Source organism: Anaerostipes sp. CAG:276 (assembly GCF_000432215.1).
GTDB classification, from domain to species: domain Bacteria; phylum Bacillota; class Clostridia; order Lachnospirales; family Lachnospiraceae; genus Anaerostipes; species Anaerostipes caccae.
In genome coordinates, this window is sequence record NZ_FR889205.1 from 1 (window position 1) to 20,345 (window position 20,345).

Here is a 20,345-nt window from a genome sequence, read left to right on the forward strand (position 1 = left end):
CATCTCTGAGACAGCAAGCCGGAAAACTCGTCAAAATGTCATATGAATTCAATCGTATTTCCCGGCGCAAAATCTGCGGATGTCAAAGGCTCCTCACCTTTTACCGCCTCCACCATAATACACCCCGGGCGCTCTGCTTCCGGGCCGCCTTTAAAACTTACCGTACAATGTCCGAGTCCCCGGAGAGTCTCATTTGCTTCCGTACCTACTGCCGTCACTTCAAATCCTTTTTCATTGAGCAGCATCATATCTCCGGGCTCAATATTTGCTCTCAGTTCTTCAATCGTATGCAGCACACAGAGATCCTCAAATGCAGGGGGTGCGTTGTCATTAAACAGAATAATAAAATTTGAATCAGGATCCCCCAAAAATGTCAGCGAGTCTTTCCCCAGCTTTTGGATTCTTGTAAAATATTTCATTTCATCTCTCCCTTACTGATAAATACGGTTGGTTATTTTTTCAGCGATCTCTTCAAGCCTTCCTGTTTTCAGGGCCAGTTCCAGAATACTGTACCGGTTTCTTACCTTGTATCCCTCCAAAATACTGTTATAGAACAATTCTCTGTCTATCCCTATATCCGTCGGATACACCGGTGCCCCCACTGTCTTTAAGAGGCCTTCAACATATTCTCTGGAAGGCGCCAGTTTCATGGCTTCTTCTGGCACCTCGTCCTTCATCATTTCAAAAATTTCCGCAATCACAGGCGTCGCGATGCCGACCTTGATGCCGTGCAGTTCCGGGAATTTTCCCTTGGCGATAAAGTCCATCTCCCAATAGTGGCTGAGCATATGTTCTGCCCCTGAAGCCGGGCGGGATACACCGATCAGACCCATAGCCACCCCTGTGAGGGTCAGCGCTTCAATCAGGTAAAGGACCGCGTCATCGTCCCTCTTTGCCAGGGCTTCTGCGCTGCCTGTGACTTTGTCCAGTGCTCTCTGCACAAGGGTCACACAGGTCTCACAGCAGTACTCATCCACATTTTCTTTTGCCAGATACCAGTCGGCAAGGGCGGTCAGTTTGCCCAGCACATCGCCGAATCCGGCGTGGATCATATGCATCGGTGCCTGCTTCATGATATCCGTGTCCCCGATGACGCCGTAAGGAAGTGTGGCGACAAAGGATATTTTCCTTCCCTCCAGGATCAGCGGTGCCCCGTCGGCCACATATCCGTCCATGGAGGGAGCCGTACAGACGATCACATATGGAATCTTTGTTCTCGCAGACATATATTTTGCCATATCATTGATGGTCCCTGAGCCAACGGCAACGATCACTGCCGTATCCGGCTCCAGATTGAGGAACATCGTTCCCACGGCCTGTTCGTTGGGGATCAGGATATCATCCCCGGAATCCAGCATTACATTTTTCACAAGATAATCCTCGGCTTCCAGAATCGAGAGCACCCGGTCTCCCGCTGCCTCAAATGTGTGATTATCACTGAGCATGTAAACCTTTTTGCCGGAAAACGGCTCCAGTACTTTCGGAAGTTCCTTTAGAACCCCCTGCCCCATGATGATATGCCTAATATCCAGTGTATGATGTCTGCCGCAGCTGCAGTCAAAATCTGCTCCTGCCATTTCATTCATTGAATAATTTAAAACTTCATCCATATGCTCTCCTCCTGCCTATTTGCTGAATTGTTTCTCGTAATAAGTAATCCTCTCGACCTTTTCGGTAGACGGCCCGTCTTTAAATTCAAGCCCCATCCAAATGTCCAAAAGGTATAAGGCCAGCTGAGGTGCGATCACCCTGGCTCCCATGCACATCACATTTCCGTCATTGCTCAGAATGGAGCGCTCTGTAGAAAACGGATCGTGACAGACCGCTGCCCTGATTCCCGGCACCTTGTTTGCCGTCATAGCCATGCCGATGCCGGTGCCGCACACGAGAATTCCCCTGTCACACTCACCGCTGGTCACTCTTTCACAGGTTTTTACTGCAACATCCGGATACAATGCGGTTTCTCCGGCCTCTACTCCATTGTCCACATATGTATGCCCTGTCTCCTCCAGTCTCTTTTTGATGGCCTCTTTTAACTCATAAGCTGCTTCGTCACATCCAATTGAAATCTTCATATACTTCTGCCTCCTTTGATTTTATGTCTTCATTTTACCTTTTTATTCAAGCAAAGTCTATATAAATTATTGAAATTATGTATAAATATTATTTTCTATCCATGATATAGTCCAAAGCTTGCAGCGAACGCAATAATAACCGCCAGCGGCCCAGTAATGACACGGGAATACAAAACAGACGGAACACCCAATTCGATCGTTTCTGACTCACACTCCGCAAGGCTCAGCCCCACCGGGATGAAATCACATCCTACCTGGGCATTGATCGCAAAAAGTGCCGGCAGTGCATATTGAGCCGGTATCTTGCCCATAGCGATCTGTGATCCCAGAAGAGTTCCCACGACCTGTGCGATAACGGCTCCGGGACCGAGCACCGGTGACAAAAACGGCATAGCACAAATAAGTGATATGATCAGCATTCCGGGAAGCGTGGCACACAACGGCGAAATTGTCTTAGCAATGACGTTCCCAAGTCCCGTAGCTGTGATGATTCCAAGGATAGTGCTGGTAAATGCCATGAACGGAAGGATATTCTTTACTACCATTTCAATCGTTTCACGTCCTGCCGCAAAAAACTTTCCGACAACCTGCCCTACTCCGATGCCGAGTCTCGTGATCAATCCCGGACGTTCAGCCGCCTGTTCCTGTTTCATTTCCCGGCTGCCGTCTCTTTCTTCTTCGGGCTCTTTCTTCTCCGTGACAGCCTCACCATCAGCATAAGACAGACAATTTTCATTCACAGCTGACACGTAAATATCCGGAGTAATATATTTTGCCAGAGGCCCTGACTGCCCCACAGGATTTAAATTAATGGTGAAAATCCCTTTTTGCGGATAAATTCCGCACCGCAGCGTTCCTCCGCAGTCTACGATAGCCACCAGGATTTCTTCATCCGGCACGTTATTCTTGTGGCCGTCGACGGCTTCCCCTCCGGTCATCTCCGCCAGTTTTGCCCCCAGCGGATGAATGCCTCCTATCGCTGTCATACAAAGAATCTTATTGCATGTTTCTGTTGCCTGGACTACAAGCGGTCCCCCGTATCCTCCGGAACCTGCGACGATTTTAACTGGCTTATTCATGGACAGCTACCTCCTTCTTTCCCATCTTCTGATATTTGTTGCTGAGCATCAGATAAATTCTTTCTGTCACCATACCGCGGATGAAAATGACGACAAGTCCTACGAGAAAATAGCGGACCGCCAGATCACCCAGAGGCAGATTCAGCTTTTGAATGCCTGCGGCGATCCCCATGTATACGAACAGCTCGCCGGCGTTGGCGTTAGGAAAGAATCCCAGCACCGGGTGACAGAAGCTGATGGCCGCGTCAAAAAAAGGAACCTTATACTTTTCTTCTACAAATCTTCCAAACGTATATGCCATCGGGTTGCCGACACAGATCATTGCGATGACAGGCAGAAATAAATACCGGCACAGCCTGTTCCCGGTGATCCTCATACAAAACCTTTCCACCCTGTCTTCTCCGATCAGCTTTATGATCGCATTGACTGCCGTCATCAGACATACGACTGTTGGAATAATCGTGGTCACCCAGCCTAAAAACGTCTGTCCTCCCGTGGAAAACAGCTTCATGAATCCATTCGCTAAATTAGATATAACCTGCATATGTTCCTCCTTACACTCTCATTTCCAATGCTTCCAGTGCCTGTATGTATCCTTTATAGTATTTCTGTTTCTTCTTCGTCATACTGCGGAGTTCCAAAAGGACTTCCCGAAAATCCCTTCCCAGTATCCGCACATGATAAACCTCAGACACCGGATGGAATCTGGCCAGAAATGAAATTCCGTCCATAGCTTCTCCGCCGGTTATCCTTCCGCCGTCATCGCATGCAAGAATGACAATATGGCCTCCGGATAACAGACGTCCTCTTTTCTGTCCGATCCCTACTGCTCCGTCCCGGTTTACTCTCCGCACGGCTTTCTCATAATCTTTGATCTGAAAAATCCCTCCCGCAGACTGAAGCAGAAACAGCACTAGAAACACTCCAAAAAGAATCAATACATGATTTGACATTTTCTCTCCTTTCTTTGATCTTTTTTTCTGTACATGTATTTTAACTCTTTTATTATTACATAGTCTATACTTTTTATTGAAACATTGTATAAGTCTTTTATATCAGTCCCATATTTATACAACATTTCAATACATATCAACACAACAAAAGACCTTCCGGAATTCTGTGGTTCCGGAAGGTCCTTACCTTTATCCTATATGAACTTATGATGATGTTTCAAATATCAAACTTCTTTCAGCATCTGTCTTGCACATTCAGAGTCTGTGATCAGGACATTAATATTTTTGGAACGCACGGCTCCGACGACAGATTTGGATTTTTCAATCCCTCCTGCAACCCCGATCCTAATGTCAATCTTCTTCAGCTGCTCCTGTGATATGCCTGCCACACGCTGATTAAAAGAATCAAACGGTTTGGTATTTCCTTCGATGTTGTAAAAATATAGAGACGCGTCTCCGACTGCCCCCATCTCGACAAAATTTTTTAATTCATTCTCCGTTAAATACCCCTCTGCCACAAGAGCTGTTCCTCCGGCCTCCGGGATTCCGATCCCCATGACCACGACCCTGAGCTTTGAAAAATATTCATAAATGTAGTTCACCGTCTCCTCCTGAAGGAAGATGTCTTTCACCTCTTTGCTGGAAAAGATACCGGGCGACAAAAACTGTACATAATCGCCGCCGAATTTTTCCGCAAATTCCACTGCGATCCGGTTGGACTGTACATCCCTTTTTTCCGTCCGTTTCTGGGATATCCCGCCGTACAGGGGCACAAATAAAAGCTTATTGCCTTTGTTATAGGTTTTATCAACGTGTGCAATGTGGTAAAGCGTCCGCCCCATGGTGACTCCCACATAGTCATCATTTTTGAGAATATGGCTCAGATAGTCAAAAGCCGCCTCTGAAAGCATGTCCATCTGCTCCTCTTTCGTATCCAGCGGTTCGCTCTCCACAATGATGGCCTCTTTCAGTCCAAATCTCTGTTCCAGCTTCTGCTCCAGTTCCCCGTAATCGTAACTGATCGGGTTGATGACCTCGATTTTTACAATTCCCTGTTCTCTTCCGAGAGCAAGCATCCTGGATACGGTGGCCCTGGAAAGTCCCAGGGTATTGCAGATCTCCACCTGGGTCTTATTTTTCATATAGTATAAATTGCAGCATTTATAAATCAGACGGTCGTCATCGACAATTTTTTTCATCTGCTTCCACCTTTATATTAATTCTAATTCTCTCAGCGCATGATAGATACCGTTTTCTTTTGTCGTCTGGGTGAACATATCCGCGGTCTCCTTCACCGCGTCACTGCAGCGTCCCATTCCGATACCTGTCCCGACATTTTTAAGCATCTCCACGTCGTTGTCTGAATCGCCGAATGCATAGAGATTCTCTTTGGAAATGCCAAGATCATCCGCTACCTGGACAACCGCGTCTCCTTTCGTGACACCTTTGAGCGTAATGTCAAAGAAATTCTCACGGACATGTTTCGCACACTCGAAGGTATCTGCGTATTCCTTTTTGAAATCCTCAAAAACATCCGGTGCTTTATAATTCATCGTAAGCTTTGATATGTGCTGCTTTTCCCAGTACTTCCATGGAGCGTACCACTCCATCGGCAGGCTGAACAGACGGCAGAAATACTTAAAAAATTCCTCGTCGTTATGTAAATAATAGGTCACATCCTGGGTATCCATCTGGATGATCGTATCTCTTATAAAGTATTTGTCTATGACTTCATGCAGCAGATCTTCCTCAATATAAATATCCCTGAGCACTTCCCCGTCCACTTCCGCATAGCTTCCATTGCAGGTGACGGCCCCGTCAAAATGCTCGATATCCGCCTCTAAAAACCGTTTGGTCCGCCCTGAACAAAGCAGGGCTGCATAGCCGTTATCCTGAAGCCTTCTGATGGCCTCCAGAGTTTTCGGCGTAACCGTCTTGATATGATCCACTTCATCGACTAATGTTCCGTCGTAGTCAAAAAATACCGCTCCTTTATATTTCTTCATAGTATGGCTCTTCTCCTTATTGATCGTGCTCGTTTACTTAACCAATACTATTGTACTTTCTTTTAATTCCCATTTCAAGCGGTATCCTACATCATAAGCACCTGCATGATCAAAATCAGGGTTATTCCAAGGGAAAGCAGAAACATCGACCTGTAAAAATCCTTCATGATAACGCTCCTTCTGATTTGTTTTTCCGTTGTATTTTATGTGATACTGTTATCATACCGGATTTCTCTTTCAGAATTCCCAACCAATTTGTGAAAAATTTCTTAACATTTTGTGTTTTTATACAAAAACAGAAGCTTTGGATGACAATCATACCAAAGCTTCTGTTCTTTTTATAAACTTTCTAATATTTCTTTCAGTATCTTATTGACAACTCCGGGATCTGCTTTCCCCTGGGTTGCTTTCATAGTCTGCCCCACAAGGAATCCCATGGCTTTTTTCTTTCCTGCCTTATAGTCCTCCACTGACTTCGGATTGTCTTTGACGATCTGTCCGATGGTTTCTTTCAGAGCCCCCTCGTCATTCATTGATTTCAATCCGTGCTCTTCAACATAGGCTTTCGGGTCCACATCTTCTTTGAAAATCTTCTCAAAGACTTCTTTTGCGACCTTTCGGTTGATCTCATTTTCTTTCACCATGCTGATCAGGGCTGCCAGATGCTCCGGTGAAAAAGAAAGATCTGTAAGGTCCATTTCCGAATCGTTAACCAGACGCATTGTCTCTCCCATGAGCCAGTTGGATACTTCCTTCGCCTCGGCTCCGTGGGTGATCGTCGCCTCAAAAATATCTGCCAGATGTTTGCTTCCCGTGATAATGTCAATATCATAATCCGGAAGGCCGTATTCTTCTTTATAGCGGTTTCTCTTTTCATCCCGCAGTTCCGGCTGTGCCTCTTTTATCTGGCTGATCCACTCATCGCTGATGATGACCGGCACGAGATCAGGGTCCGGGAAGTAGCGGTAATCCTGTGCGTCCTCTTTGGAACGCATTTGATAAGATTTTTCTTTTGTGTCGTCCCAGCGTCTTGTCTCCTGCGTCACTTCTTTGCCTTCTTCCAGCAGAGAGATCTGGCGGTCCGTCTCTCCTTCAATCGCACGTCTGATCGCCTTAAAAGAGTTCAGATTTTTCATCTCTGTCCTTGTCCCGAACTCTTCTGCTCCTGCCTCTCTTATAGAAAGGTTGACATCGGCTCTCATGGAACCCTCCTGAAGCTTACAGTCGGAGGCGCCGAGATACTGGATGATCAGTCTGAGTTTTTCCAGATAAGCCACGACTTCATCAGCGGAACGCATATCCGGCTCTGAGACAATCTCGATCAGCGGCACTCCGGAACGATTGTAATCCACAAGGGAACAGTCTTCCCATTCGTCATGGATTAATTTACCCGCATCTTCCTCCATATGGATCTCGTGAATTCCAACGGATTTTGTCCCCCCGTCCGTTTCGATCTCCACATGTCCGTCCCGGCAGATCGGAAGATACAGCTGGGAAATCTGATAATTCTGCGGATTGTCGGGATAAAAATAATTCTTCCTGTCAAACTTGCAGTTCTGTGTAATGCTGCAGTTGGTCGCAAGCCCAACAGCCACGGCATATTCGACTACCTGTTTATTTAATACCGGAAGAGAACCCGGCATTCCGGTGCACACCGGACAGGTATGTGTATTCGGCGCACCCCCGAACTCAGTGCTGCATCCGCAGAAGATCTTCGTTTTCGTCGCCAGTTCCACATGGACTTCCAGTCCGATAACGGTCTCATATTGTTTACTCATTACTGAACACCTCCTTTGGCAATTTCTGGTGCTTCATAACTTCTCGTCTGCTCAAATGCATAGGCAGCCCGGATCAGTTTCTTTTCCTGGAAGCAGTCTCCCAAAAGCTGCAGACCGATCGGCAGTCCTTTGCTGTCTTTTCCGCACGGCACACTGATTCCCGGCAGTCCTGCCAGGTTTGCAGAAATCGTGTAAATATCTCCGAGATACATTTTGATCGGATCACTTAAACTGTCCCCAAGCTTCGGGGCGGTGGTAGGTGCCGCCGGTCCGAGAATCAGGTCGTAGGATGCAAATGCTTTGTCAAATTCCTGTTTGATCAATGCTTTTGTCCTCAGTGCCTTCAAATAGTACGCGTCGTAGTAGCCGGAACTTAAGACAAAAGATCCAAGCATGATCCTTCTTTTGACCTCCGGCCCGAATCCTTCGGAACGTGTCTTTTTATACATGGCATGGAGTCCCTCTGCTCCCTTTGCGCGGTATCCGTATTTTATACCGTCAAACCGTGAAAGGTTTGAACTGGCTTCCGCCGCGGCAATAACATAGTATGCAGGGATGGCGTAATCCACGAGCCCCAGGTCAAACTCCTCAATGACGGCTCCCTTTTCCTCCAATGTACGGGCAGCATTCATGACAGCTTCCCTGACTTCAGAGTCCAGTCCTTCCCCGAAATAGTCTTTCGGGATTCCGATCTTCATTCCTTTCACATCGTCAACTAAAGCCGATGTAAAATCATACTCATCCCGCTCAATGGATGTGGAGTCTTTTTTGTCATACGATGCCACAGTTTCCAGAAGAGCCGCACAGTCGGATACATCTTTGGCCATCGGCCCGATCTGATCCAGGGAAGAACCGTAAGCGATCAGTCCGTATCTTGAAATTGTACCATAAGTCGGTTTCATTCCGGTAATTCCGCAGAAAGATGCGGGCTGGCGGATGGATCCTCCGGTATCTGAGCCGAGTGCCATGAAACACTCTCCTGCCGCCACTGCTGCTGCCGATCCGCCGGAAGATCCTCCCGGCACATGTTCCTGATTCCATGGATTTTTTGTCGGCCCAAATGCTGAAGTTTCAGTCGTGCTTCCCATGGCAAACTCATCCATATTCGTCTTTCCTATGATGACCACACCGGCAGCGATCAGGTTTTCCACCGCCTGAGCGGCATAGGTCGGAACAAAATTTTCGAGAATTCTGGAACTGCACGTAGTTTTATATCCCTTTGTACAAATATTATCTTTCACAGCCATCGGAACACCGGCCAGCGGCCCGGTCAATGTGCCGTCATCGATCTGTTTCTGCACCTCTTCTGCTCTCTTTAATGCACTCTCTTCATCATATGATACATAGGCATGCACCGCCGGCTCTGTTTTCCTGATCTGTTCCAGAACAGCCTGTACTGCTTCTACTGAGGTGATCTCTTTTGCTTTTATTTTTCTGCCCAGCTCAAGGGCTGTCAAATCTAAAATTCCCATGGCTTCCTCCTATTCTACGGTCTTTGGCACCACAAAGGCACCTTCTTTTCTCTCCGGTGCATTTTTAAGAATCCCTTCTCTGTCGTCTCCATTGGTGACGATATCTTCTCTGAATACATTGTTTACCGGAAATACGTGAGACATAGGTTCCACACCGTCCGTATCCAGTTCATTCAGCTTGTCGACATAGTCGAGCATACTCTCCATGTCCTTCTTTGCCTGTTCTTTTTCTTCGCCGGACAGCTCAAGCTTTGCCAAAATGCCGACGTATTCAATCGTTTCATCACTGATGTGATTTGCCATTCTAATTCCTCCTTTTATAAAGGGTGGGTGAACTTAAAAATCCCGCTCCAAAGCAAAATTGCTTCGGGGCGGGAATATCTTCCCACGGTACCACCCGTCTTAAAACCAGAATCTCTATTCATATTCTGGCTTCCTCTCGTTTCCGTACTTAACGCGTACCACGTGACCGCCTAACAGGCATCCTACCTTTCAGCCGCCCGGCTCCAAAGTGTTCCCGCCGCAAGGTGTCCCTGGAAAGCTTTCAGTCTGCGGGCTTTCCTCCCTGTAAGGTTCCTTTTGCCTTGAGTCTTTTTCACTGCCTTTCTCCCACTATGATTTTTAATCATAACACAGTTGATTTTATGAATCAAGCCCATTTAACGAATCATAGACATGCATATTTTCAGGTCTGACATGTTTGCTCGGAATCAGCCTGACCTGAAAATATCCTTCCGGTGGAATTTCGATTTCCGTGCCTTTCATAAGTTCTAAATTCACAAATTTTTCTGGATCTTCCCCCTTTGAATCTTCTGAGAGCCAAATACTATTTGCACCAAATTCGTCATCCTTATCTTGTTCATAAGTAAATTTGAATTCACCACCATCGCTGACCGCAACTACATCATAAGTGCCTGCCGGAAAATCTTTTCCTGCTTTCATCACCCCGTCAACTTCTACTTCTTTACTCAGAGGATTTTTCCTGGGTTCTTCCATTTTCTTCATATTAGCATCCGATGTCTCGCAGTTAATATGCCCCCTGCCTGTAACTTCTATTAAAGAGCCCTGATAAAGACGGACGTTTTTTACTTTACAGTACCGCTTTACATCCAATATTTTTTCATCTGTAAACTGTTCGTAAATGCCGATATTCTGTGCATCATTATTTGCTGAAAAATACAGTTCCTCCCCTCCTGCGGTCATTGTATAGTTTCCTTCCGGAAGATCCAATCCTACGATATATCTGCCGGAAGTAAGGTTCACAGAAAACCTCTTTCCGGTCTTCTCCAAATCATAATCCGTATCTTCATATGTATGGTCCGGCATCGTTTTTGTCCACTGTTTCTTTTCATCTTCACTCATAAAAGTCCGGACCTTTTTCATCAGCTGCCCGATATCAGCCTCACTTACCGCATCCAAAAATATACTGGAAATAACCACGAAACTCAAAATAAACTTTATAAGCTTCCCCGCACCTCTTTTTTTCTCGGTGCGGAACTGTCTGTGTGCCTGTTTATGCTGTTTTGTCATAGAGTGCTTTGGCTCTTCGTTGGGCCTGGCTCTGTAATCCGGACGGTTCCCCCTGTTTCCGGATCTTTGCCCGCTCTCCAGTCTTTTAAAGTCATAACCGCACATAGGGCAGATGCCGTTTTTTAATTTTTCATTGCAGATCGGACATTTATCATATTTCATATCCATCTCCTCCAGCCGATAAGAATATCCTGCTATCTGGCCCGATTCTTAAACTTTTTCTTTTCGATACGTTCTTTATCCTTCTGCTCGATCTCCGGGGCAATGGTCTTTGTAAACCATAAAAGCGCCAGCGCCGGTGCAAGGATCCAGAGTGATCTCTGATCATTTCCCAAAAATGAAATCGTCATAATTCCCCTGGCCTGAAACATCATTACAAACATATAAACAAAGACTAAAAGAAGTGCAATTGACTCTGTTTTCGTATAATTTTTGCCCGTACCGGGTCCCACGAGGAACCGTTCTAGGAGCAGAGCAGCTCCGCTGATCACTGTCAGGATAAATGCCACATCCGTAAACTCAACACTGGATCCCACAAAGTTTTTTACCCAGTCAAACACCAGACTGAATGCAAACATCAGAATTAAAACCAGCCACAATACTTTTTCTAGTTTTTTATATAATTTCATCTTTTCACCTCTGTAAATTATCTACGCATTTTTCAGCATTGGAATCACATCCACTACCCGCTTCACTTTCGTATCTGCCTCTTCCTGCGGCAGACAATATTCTTCCGGCACCTTTGCCACCGTAAAAATTCCGGCGCCTTTGGACGCCCTGATGCCTGCCCTGGAATCCTCCAGAGTAATACACTGTTCCGGCTCCAGGTCCATATATTCCATTGCTTTTAAATAGACATCCGGATGGGGCTTATTTCTCCGCAGCTTTTCTCCGCTGATCACAAAATCAAAATGACTTTCGAGACCGCACTCCTCCAACATTTTTTCGATACAGTCCATAGAATTTCCGGAAGCCAGGGTTGTCTTGATCTTTTTCTTTTTGCAGTATGTAAGCAGCTCCTTCACTCCCGGATTGAGAATATCCCGATAGTTAAATTTTACCTGATCTTTCAGCTGAGCAAACATCTCAGCAAACTCTTCCCTGCTGCTCCTGTCTCCCCAAAACTCCATAAAGTAATCAATAGCCTCCGCATACGGTGTGCCAATGATCTTCTCAAAATCACTCATTCCCATCTCGATACCCTGCTTTTTAAACCATGTCATAAATTTTTTTACATACACAAGCTCACTGTCCACGACGACTCCGTCCATATCCATGATCAAACCTTTTTTCATAATATCAACCCTCTCCAAATATAAAAAATAAACAACACTAAAACAAGTATACCTTATCGTGCGAAGCACGTCCACCCGAGAGACATTTTCCACATAATTTCCGTTCGGCTCTTAGAATGCCTCACTCCAACCATGTAGAAAATGGACGTAATGTCTGCTGGATAAGGACTCATCAAACTGCTGTCACTATCTAACGATAGTTTTTTAGCACTATTGGAGGAATGCATTTCAAAGCGTGACGGAAATAGTGGTAAAAAACTCGTCCACCCCGCCTCATCTAGTCTCTGCTTTCTACCACAAGCAGGGTCCCTGTCTTCATTTCAACGATTCCGCTCTCCTCAGTCAGTTCATTGCTGATCCCCCATGTCTCATGAAACAGAAGGGTATCGTCATTCAGCGGGTAATAAAATCCGTGAAGTGTCACTCCTGTAACCGTGCCCACCGGAATGAGGGAAATATAGTTCCCAAACTGTTCATTTTTATCTATGCAAAGGGGGCGGTCCACTGCCCGGATACGGTTATGTGAATCCACCATATATGCCTCCACTCCATGCTTTAACGCATAGACGAGCTGTCCCATATTGCCGAGTACATGGTCCAGCCTGGTTCCCGTACTCCCAAGTACCGTCACTTTATCGGCTCCCATACGGACTGCCTGCTCCATGGCGATCCCTGTATCCGTGTCGTCTTTTTCTCTCGGCAGAACCATAATGTTTTCTTTTTCAAACTTTTTTACCGTTTCTCTGGGACAACTGTCGAAATCGCCCAAAATAAAATCAGGGCGAATCCCGATCTGCTCTGCATAGAACAGTCCTTTGTCCGCAGCGATGACTTTATCAAATTTCTGTGTCTGAATATAAGAACGGGCGAAGACCCTGTCCAAATCTCCGCCTGTTAAAATCAAGATATGCATTACCATTTTCTCTTTTCTTTTAATTCATTGTAGATGAGTACATAGTTGTCATAGCGTGTCTTACTGATCTTCCCTTCATCAAGCGCCTGTTTGACACCACAGCCAGGTTCATGGGTATGGCTGCATCCCTGGAACCGGCATTGTCCCTCATAGGGTTCAAATTCTTTAAAATAGTATTTAATCTCGTCTTCCTCGAACATATCCACAAACAGAGAGCTGAAGCCCGGCGTATCCATGACGAAGGTGTCTTCTCCCACCCGGATCAGCTCCGAATGTCTGGTCGTATGCTTTCCTCTCTGGATCTTTTCACTTACCGCTCCGGTTTCCATATTTGCATCCGGATATAAAAGATTCATCATAGAAGATTTTCCTACACCGGAAGGGCCTGCAAGCACAGTTGTCTTGTGATCTACGGCCTCCCTGATCTCCGAAAGTCCCGTCTCTCCGGAAACACTGGTAAAGATCACCCGGTGGCCGCAGTCTTTATATACATCCATGAGAACAGACAGTTCTTTTTCTTTTGCAAGATCCGTCTTATTAAAACAAACCACCGCAGGGACTCCCTGCTTCTCCATCATGAGCAAAAACCGGTCCAGAAGATTATAATTTGGTTTTGGATTCTTGGCTGCAAAAATAACCAGCGCCTGATCAATATTTGACACAGCCGGACGGATCAGTTCGTTCGTCCTTGGGAGTAACTCTGTCAGATTTCCCAGCTTTTTTTCTTCATCCAGGACTTCGATCTCTGCCATGTCTCCCACGAGCGGCTTCATCTTCCGGTTTCTGAAAATGCCTTTTGCTTTGCACTCATATAAACCGGTGCCCGTGTCAACATAATAAAACCCTGCAATTCCTTTGATAATTCTTCCCTGCATGAACTGATCTTACTCCTCTGTATTATCTGTGGTGTCTTCTGTTGTCGGCTGCTTTCCAAGGCTTACGACCACGCCAATTCCTGTTCCTTTTGTGACCTTTTTCCCGGCTTTTGGTGACTGACTGATGATGCATCCCTCCGGCACCCTGCTGTCGTACTTTTGGGAAGAGACAATCAGCTTTAATCCTTCTATGCTTAACTCTTCTCTCGCATCCTCTACGGTCTTAAATACGATCTCCGGCACTGTGACCTTGTTCTCACCCTTGCTGACCGTGATCGTCACCTTGGAACCTCTGGAAATTTTGTTCCCCGCTCCAGGAGACTGAGAAATCACATCACCTTCCTTGACACTGGAGCTGAATTTGGTAGACACAGAAACTTTGAATCCCTGGTCTGAAAGAATCTTCGTGGCAGACTTCTGGCTGTATCCGCGGACATCCGGCACCTCAACTTTGCTCTCGCCGGTGCTGACAGTCAATACAATGGTCGTACCCTTTTCCACTTCCTGGTCAGACTCCAGACTCTGGCGGATGATATATCCCGCCTCATAAGAAGAGGAAGCCTCTGTTTTGCGCTCCACTTTCAGATCCTCATCGATGGACGCCAGCGCAGCATCGTAAGTCATTCCCACATAGTTTTCAACCGGTACCTTCTCAAGCTCTTCCGTGGTGCTTTCCTCGGTAGTCGTAAGTTTCTCTGTGCCGGCATTGTCCCCTGAGCGAAACAGCCCTGAACTGTTAATGACCAGCACAATGATGGATATGAGAATAATGGCTCCCACCACAGCAGCCAGGACGACAACCAGTTTTTCGATCTTGGAATTCATGCCCCGCGGCTCTTCCTCATCATCGTCATCCACAAATCCAGATTCCTCTTCCGGTTCTTCTTCTGTCTCCTCCGGTTTTACAAACTCTTTTGTATGAAGCAGCTGCGTCGGTGAATCATCCACAAAGGGCGCCATGCCTACATAGCTTCCTTTCGTGTCTTCAAAAACCAGCTTCAAATCCTCGATCAGTTCATTCACAGACTGATACCGGTCTTCCGGCTTCTTCATGGTACATTTGAGAATGATCTTTTCCAGGCTTTCCGGGATATCTCCGATCAGTTCCCCCGGAGGCGTAATCTCATTCTGGAGATGCATCAGAGCAATGGTAACCCCATTTTCATGGTCAAAAGGAACCTGGCCTGTGGCCATCTCATACATCGTGATGCCCAGGGAATAAATGTCGCTCTTCTCATCACAGTACTTTCCTTTGGCCTGTTCCGGAGAAATATAATGGACTGATCCTATGGCCGTGGATGTGACTGTATTGGAGTTGGCTGCCTTTGCTATTCCAAAATCCGTGACTTTTACCTGACCGGAATCTGAGACCAGAATATTCTGCGGCTTAATATCCCTGTGGATCGTGTGGTGCCCATGGGCATGACTGATCGCTGAAGCTATCTGAAGAGATAATTCTACAGTCTCTTTCGCGGAAAGATGCCCCTTTTTCTTAATATATTCCTTCAGGGTAATGCCTTCTGCCAATTCCATGACAATGTAATTGACACTGCCTTCCTGACCTACATCATATACGTTCACAATATTGGGATGGGCCAGTCTTGCGACCGCCTCTGCTTCCACCTGAAATTTTTTTAAAAACTTCTCATTATCTACATATTCATTTTTCAGCACTTTGATGGCAACGTTCCGGTTGAGTTTATGGCACTTTGCCATGTATACGTCAGCCATCCCGCCGGTACCGATCTTTTTCAGGATTTCATAGCGTCCTCCTAAAATGGTTCCTGTTTCTAACATGTGATCTCACCTCGCTCCCCCAGCGCAACGATCACCAGGGATATATTGTCCTTGCCGCCATATTCGTTGGCCCTGTTCACCAACTGGGCTGCCTTATTTTCTAATTGACTGTGATCCAACAGGAGTTCTTTGATTTCATCATCCGCAACCATGCTCGTCAGTCCGTCACTGCACAACAATAAATATCCGTTTTTCTTTGGCAGCTCAAAAAAATCGGGTACAGATTCAATCCCTGCACCGATCGCTCTCGTGATCAGATTTCTTTTTGGATGCTGCCTCATCTGTCTGCGGTCAATCTCTCCGGCCTTCACCAATTCTTCCACAAAAGAATGGTCTGTTGTCACCTGGACAAGATCCTGATCTGCAAAATACAGACGGCTGTCCCCGATGTTCATCACAAAAATACTCTCTTCTGTCACAGTGGCTGCTACCATAGTTGTTCCCATGCCAGAGTACTCTTCTTCCTGGCACTTCAGCAATATTTCACTGCTCACTTTCTGCAGTGCTTCCTTCATAATCTCAATAGGATCTGAATTCTCTATCTCTCGTATTAATTCCACAAACCGACTGACCGCAAAAGAGGACGCAAAACCTCCTGCCTTGTGGCCTCCCATGCCGTCCGCAACGATATATAAATTATCTAATTGTCCTACGGGTTCATCAGAGTGAAAGATGGTGTCCTGATTTTCAGACCGTACCTTTCCTCTGTGAGAAGTTCCAACGGATTGCATCTTAGTTCTCCTTTTTTGTGCGGATTTCCTGTTTTTCCACAGAATTCAGCTTCTTTCTTCTTAATTGTCCACAGGCAGCGTTGATATCTCTGCCCATTTCTCTTCTTATGGTAACATTTACACGATTTTTTTCAAGTATGTTTTTGAAGTCGTTTACAAACTCCGGCATAGACTGGCGGAAGTCTCTCTCCTTAATAGGATTGACCGGAATCAGATTGACATGGCATGGAAACCCGCCTAAAAAGCGGCAAAGTTCCTTTGCATTTTGGGGACTGTCATTCACTTCTGCTACAAGGCTGTATTCAAATGTGATCCTCCGGCCCGTCCGGTCAAAATAATATTTACAGGCAGCAAGCAGATCTTCCATAGAATACTGATTTGCCACCGGCATCAGGGATTTCCTCATCTCGTCGTTGGAGGCGTGAAGAGAGATCGCAAGAGTCATCTGAAGCTTTTCATCTGCCAGTTCCCGTATTTTCGGCACCAGTCCGCAGGTAGACACTGTCAGGTTTCTTTGACTTAAATTCAGCCCCTTTTCATCGGTCAAGAGTCTGATAAATCTCAAAAGATTTTCATAATTATCCAACGGTTCCCCAGTTCCCATAACGACCACATTGGACACCCGTTCCCCGGTATCTTTCTGGATATAATAAATCTGTCCAAGCATTTCTGACGGTAAAAGATTGCGGTCCAGCCCTCCGAGGGTAGATGCACAGAATCTGCATCCCATCCTGCACCCGGCCTGTGACGAAATGCACACCGAATTGCCGTGCTTGTATTTCATCAGGACACTTTCTATCATATTCCCATCATTCAGCTGAAATAAATACTTTCTTGTGCCGTCAATCCTGGATACATAGGTTTCCACTTCTTTCAGTTCCGCAGCTTCATATTTTTCCTGAAGTTTTTCTTTCAGGTTTTTCGGAAGATTGTTCATCTCATCAAGAGAGGATGCCAGCCTCTTATGGAACCACTCAAATATTTGTTTTGCACGGAACTTCTTTTCTCCCAGTTCTTTCACCGCAAGTTCCAGTTCTTCCAGTGTCATTGATTTCAGATCTCTCATTTTGTTCTCCTAAGTTTTCCGATAAAAAATCCGTCGCACGGATGTATTCCCGGCAGCAGCTGGATATATCCCTCTTTCGCCGTTTTAATGTCAAGAGTTTCGGGAAGAAACGGAGTCAGGTCTTCCGGCTCATATCCGGTCTGTCCCGCAAGCCACCTGAAATTTTCCTCATTTTCTTTCGGATTGATCGTACATGTAGAAAAAAGCAGGCTTCCTCCCGGCTTCACATAGGTCAGGGCGGTTTTTAGTATTTCTCTCTGCAATTTCACCAGGTCTTCCAAAGCGGATTCTTCCAGATTGTACTTAATGTCCTGCTTTTTTCCCATAATTCCAAGTCCGGAACAGGGAACATCGCACAGTACAACATCCATAGACTCTGCCAGGCGTTCATCCGGAATTCTGGCATCCCAGATCTGAGTACGGATATTTTCAAATCCCACACGCTCAATGTTTTCCTTTAACAGTTCCTCTTTGTATTCCGTCAGATCCCGCGCCAGGACCTGCCCCGTTCCGTGGAGTTTGTCTGCCGCATACAGAGCTTTGCCTCCCGGCGCGCTGCACATATCGAGGATCTTCTGTCCCTCTTTTGGATCTGCAGCCTTTCCCGCCAGCATGGAACTTTCATCCTGCACAATAAACCGGCCTTCCCTGAATGATGTGAGACGTCTCAAAAAATCATAGTGAGAAATACGGAGTGCCTCCGGGAGAAGCTTTCCGTCTTCCACCTTGGCGCCGTCCTTTTCCAGGGAAGCGATCAGTTCCTCTCTGGACCCGCTGCTTTCCATCCATGAAACCGTCGTCTTTTTTGGCTCCAGGAAGGAACTAACGATCGTTTCTGTTTCTTCCTCTGAATAAGAGCGGAGAAAATGACGGATGATCCATTCCGGCATGGAACAGGCAACAGACAGATACTTTACAAAGTCCTTATTCCGGTCCGGAAACGGAATCTCCTGCTTCTGTCTGGATATTGTTCTCAAAACACCGTTTACAAAGCCGGATAACTTAGAAAATCCCCGCTTTTTCGCCAGCTTTACACATTCATTGCAGGCCGCGGAATCAGGGATATGATCCATAAATAAAATCTGACAGGCACCCATGCGGAGCAGTGAACGCACCAGCGGCTTCATTTTCCTTTCCTTCGTCTTAGAATACAGATCGATCACATAGTCGATGGTCAGGCGGCGTTCCAGAGTTCCCTGGCATAGCCTTGTAAAAAAAGCCCGGTCCTTCTTTTCACTGAACTGATACTTTTCCAGTGTCTCTCCGATGGCAATATGGGACAGTTCCTCTTTTTTATCTATTTTCATCAGAACATCTAAGGCCAATTCTCTTGGATTCTGCATATTATTCTCCTAATACCGTTCCTGTATCCACCCTGGAGCCCGCCAAAAATGCCTGAACGGACATCCGTTTTTTCCCGGAAAGCTGGATCTCGTTGAGCGCTAACGCATCCTGGCCGCAGGCCACAATCATCTGTTTTTTCGTCACTTCAATGATCGTTCCGGGTCTCTCTCCTCCGTCATAAGGAACGACGTCCGCATCCCATATTTTCAGTGTTTTCCCTCCAAGTTCCGTATAAGCACTCGGCCATGGGTTCAGTCCGCGCACCCACTGTTCAATCTCAGCGGCACTTTTCGTGAACTCTATTTCCCCCATCTCTTTGCTCAGCATCGGGGCATAGGAACTCTCATTGTCATTTTGTTTCGTCCTTACCGCCGTCCCGTTTTCTAGTTTTTCTAAGGTCTCCAGCAATAAGTCCGCGCCCAGTTTCATCAGCTTGTCATGAAGGGTTCCTGACGTTTCTTTCTGATCCAGCGGGATGACCGCTTTGTCGATCATATCTCCCGTATCCAAACCTTTTTCCATATACATAGTTGTAATTCCCGTTTCCTTCTCACCGTTTAAGACGGCCCACTGTATCGGTCCCGCCCCGCGGTATTTCGGAAGAAGTGACCCATGGACATTGATACATCCGTATTTGGGGATATTCAGGATCCGCTCCGGCAGAATCTGTCCGTACGCGACTACTACAATCACATCCGGAGCCAGCTGTTCAAGGTCTTCTATAAACTGCTCATCTCTGGCTTTTGCCGGCTGAAGGACAGGGATTCCATGTTGCAGTGCCGCCTCTTTCACCGGCGGAAAAGAAAGTTTCTTTCCTCTTCCCTTCTGCTTATCCGGCTGGGTCACTGCCGCAGCCACATGATGAAATTGTGTCAGCTTCTCCAATGTAGGCACCGCAAATTCCGGCGTTCCCATAAATACAACGTTCATCGCGTCCTCCTTACTCTTCCTCTTCTTCCACATCTCTCACCGGTTCTTCCGCCACATCCGGGTAAAGGACTCCGTCCAAATGGTCGAGTTCATGGCAGATCGCCCTCGCAAGAAGTCCTTCTCCCTCCACTCTGATGGGGTTCATATCCTGGTCCAGCGCCTCACATACCACATGGTTCGGACGCTTTACGACTGCGACCTTCCCCGGAAGGCTCAGACATCCCTCATCTCCGATCTGTTCGCCGTCTTTTTCCACAATCTTAGGATTGATCAGGACCAGCGGCTGGCCTTCATAGGTGTCGATGACCACCAGCCGTTTCAGGATTCCAACCTGAGGAGCGGCCAGTCCCACACCGTATGCCTCATACATCGTATCAAACATGTCTTCGATCAGCAGCATGGTCCTGGAAGTCATTTCTTTAATCTCTTTTGATGGTTTTCTGAGGACTTCATCCCCCATTTTTCTGATGTTTCTGATTGCCATGAATACTTCTCCTTCTC

Annotated in this window: 22 protein-coding genes; all 22 read right to left on the minus strand. The window is 46.4% G+C overall.

The annotated features are described in order from the left end of the window. Positions 1-38: 38 nt before the first annotated feature. The 22 genes from QVP35_RS13960 to def all read right to left on the minus strand — a co-directional run bounded on the left by QVP35_RS13960 (position 39) and on the right by def (position 20,328). Positions 39-419, minus strand: coding sequence for a PTS glucitol/sorbitol transporter subunit IIA (locus QVP35_RS13960; protein ID WP_022261285.1), 381 nt, complete (start codon positions 417-419; stop codon positions 39-41). Positions 420-431: 12 nt separating this feature from the next. Further along, the gene (locus tag QVP35_RS13965; protein WP_009290340.1) at positions 432-1,610 is read right to left on the minus strand and encodes a sn-glycerol-1-phosphate dehydrogenase; all 1,179 of its coding nucleotides are present in this window, start codon (positions 1,608-1,610) and stop codon (positions 432-434) included. Between the two features lie 15 nt (positions 1,611-1,625). Next, positions 1,626-2,075 carry a ribose 5-phosphate isomerase B gene (rpiB, locus tag QVP35_RS13970; RefSeq protein ID WP_009290339.1) on the minus strand — a complete coding sequence of 150 codons (450 nt, stop codon included), beginning with the start codon at positions 2,073-2,075 and terminating at the stop codon, positions 1,626-1,628. 95 nt (positions 2,076-2,170) lie between these two features. Continuing rightward, on the minus strand, positions 2,171-3,154 hold the full coding sequence (gene srlE, locus QVP35_RS13975; RefSeq protein ID WP_009290338.1) for a PTS glucitol/sorbitol transporter subunit IIB: 984 nt from the start codon (positions 3,152-3,154) through the stop codon (positions 2,171-2,173). Then, positions 3,147-3,698 (minus strand): PTS glucitol/sorbitol transporter subunit IIC, encoded by a 552-nt coding sequence (gene srlA / locus QVP35_RS13980; RefSeq protein ID WP_009290337.1) that lies wholly within the window; start codon positions 3,696-3,698, stop codon positions 3,147-3,149. The genes srlE and srlA overlap by 8 nt, the downstream gene beginning before the upstream one ends. A gap of 10 nt (positions 3,699-3,708) precedes the next feature. After that, positions 3,709-4,107, minus strand: coding sequence for a transcriptional regulator GutM (locus tag QVP35_RS13985; protein ID WP_009290336.1), 399 nt, complete (start codon positions 4,105-4,107; stop codon positions 3,709-3,711). 224 nt (positions 4,108-4,331) lie between these two features. Further along, positions 4,332-5,306, minus strand: a complete 975-nt coding sequence (locus QVP35_RS13990; RefSeq protein WP_006568023.1) for a sugar-binding transcriptional regulator — start codon at positions 5,304-5,306, stop codon at positions 4,332-4,334. Positions 5,307-5,318: 12 nt separating this feature from the next. Continuing rightward, on the minus strand, positions 5,319-6,113 hold the full coding sequence (locus tag QVP35_RS13995) for a Cof-type HAD-IIB family hydrolase (RefSeq protein WP_009290334.1): 795 nt from the start codon (positions 6,111-6,113) through the stop codon (positions 5,319-5,321). A 338-nt stretch (positions 6,114-6,451) separates the two neighbouring features. Further along, positions 6,452-7,891 (minus strand): Asp-tRNA(Asn)/Glu-tRNA(Gln) amidotransferase subunit GatB, encoded by a 1,440-nt coding sequence (gatB, locus tag QVP35_RS14000; RefSeq protein ID WP_006568026.1) that lies wholly within the window; start codon positions 7,889-7,891, stop codon positions 6,452-6,454. Next, on the minus strand, positions 7,891-9,363 hold the full coding sequence (gene gatA / locus QVP35_RS14005; RefSeq protein ID WP_006568027.1) for an Asp-tRNA(Asn)/Glu-tRNA(Gln) amidotransferase subunit GatA: 1,473 nt from the start codon (positions 9,361-9,363) through the stop codon (positions 7,891-7,893). Before gatA ends, gatB begins: the two co-directional genes overlap by 1 nt. Positions 9,364-9,372: 9 nt before the next feature. After that, complete coding sequence (gatC, locus tag QVP35_RS14010; RefSeq protein ID WP_009290330.1) at positions 9,373-9,666, minus strand: Asp-tRNA(Asn)/Glu-tRNA(Gln) amidotransferase subunit GatC; 294 nt, start codon at positions 9,664-9,666, stop codon at positions 9,373-9,375. Between the two features lie 339 nt (positions 9,667-10,005). After that, on the minus strand, positions 10,006-11,055 hold the full coding sequence (locus tag QVP35_RS14015; protein ID WP_022261286.1) for a hypothetical protein: 1,050 nt from the start codon (positions 11,053-11,055) through the stop codon (positions 10,006-10,008). 32 nt (positions 11,056-11,087) lie between these two features. Next, on the minus strand, positions 11,088-11,522 hold the full coding sequence (locus tag QVP35_RS14020) for a hypothetical protein (RefSeq protein WP_009290328.1): 435 nt from the start codon (positions 11,520-11,522) through the stop codon (positions 11,088-11,090). Between the two features lie 21 nt (positions 11,523-11,543). Beyond that, positions 11,544-12,188: an HAD family hydrolase gene (locus QVP35_RS14025; RefSeq protein WP_009290327.1), complete on the minus strand. Its 645-nt coding sequence runs from the start codon at positions 12,186-12,188 to the stop codon at positions 11,544-11,546. A 277-nt stretch (positions 12,189-12,465) separates the two neighbouring features. After that, positions 12,466-13,107 (minus strand): thiamine diphosphokinase, encoded by a 642-nt coding sequence (locus QVP35_RS14030; RefSeq protein ID WP_118475543.1) that lies wholly within the window; start codon positions 13,105-13,107, stop codon positions 12,466-12,468. Further along, positions 13,101-13,976, minus strand: coding sequence for a ribosome small subunit-dependent GTPase A (gene rsgA, locus QVP35_RS14035; RefSeq protein ID WP_006568034.1), 876 nt, complete (start codon positions 13,974-13,976; stop codon positions 13,101-13,103). The genes QVP35_RS14030 and rsgA overlap by 7 nt, the downstream gene beginning before the upstream one ends. A gap of 9 nt (positions 13,977-13,985) precedes the next feature. After that, entirely contained in the window at positions 13,986-15,773 is a 1,788-nt protein-coding gene (pknB, locus tag QVP35_RS14040) for a Stk1 family PASTA domain-containing Ser/Thr kinase (RefSeq protein WP_009290322.1), read from the minus strand. Beyond that, on the minus strand, positions 15,767-16,504 hold the full coding sequence (locus tag QVP35_RS14045) for a Stp1/IreP family PP2C-type Ser/Thr phosphatase (protein WP_006568036.1): 738 nt from the start codon (positions 16,502-16,504) through the stop codon (positions 15,767-15,769). Before QVP35_RS14045 ends, pknB begins: the two co-directional genes overlap by 7 nt. Before the next feature lies 1 nt (position 16,505). Continuing rightward, complete coding sequence (rlmN, locus tag QVP35_RS14050) at positions 16,506-17,570, minus strand: 23S rRNA (adenine(2503)-C(2))-methyltransferase RlmN (RefSeq protein ID WP_009290321.1); 1,065 nt, start codon at positions 17,568-17,570, stop codon at positions 16,506-16,508. Continuing rightward, a complete protein-coding gene (gene rsmB, locus QVP35_RS14055) occupies positions 17,567-18,913 on the minus strand; it encodes a 16S rRNA (cytosine(967)-C(5))-methyltransferase RsmB (RefSeq protein WP_009290320.1) in 1,347 nt (448 codons plus the stop codon). The genes rlmN and rsmB overlap by 4 nt, the downstream gene beginning before the upstream one ends. A gap of 1 nt (position 18,914) precedes the next feature. Further along, positions 18,915-19,844: a methionyl-tRNA formyltransferase gene (fmt, locus tag QVP35_RS14060; RefSeq protein WP_022261288.1), complete on the minus strand. Its 930-nt coding sequence runs from the start codon at positions 19,842-19,844 to the stop codon at positions 18,915-18,917. Positions 19,845-19,854: 10 nt separating this feature from the next. Then, entirely contained in the window at positions 19,855-20,328 is a 474-nt protein-coding gene (gene def, locus QVP35_RS14065; RefSeq protein WP_009290317.1) for a peptide deformylase, read from the minus strand. Between the last annotated feature and the right edge of the window lie 17 nt (positions 20,329-20,345).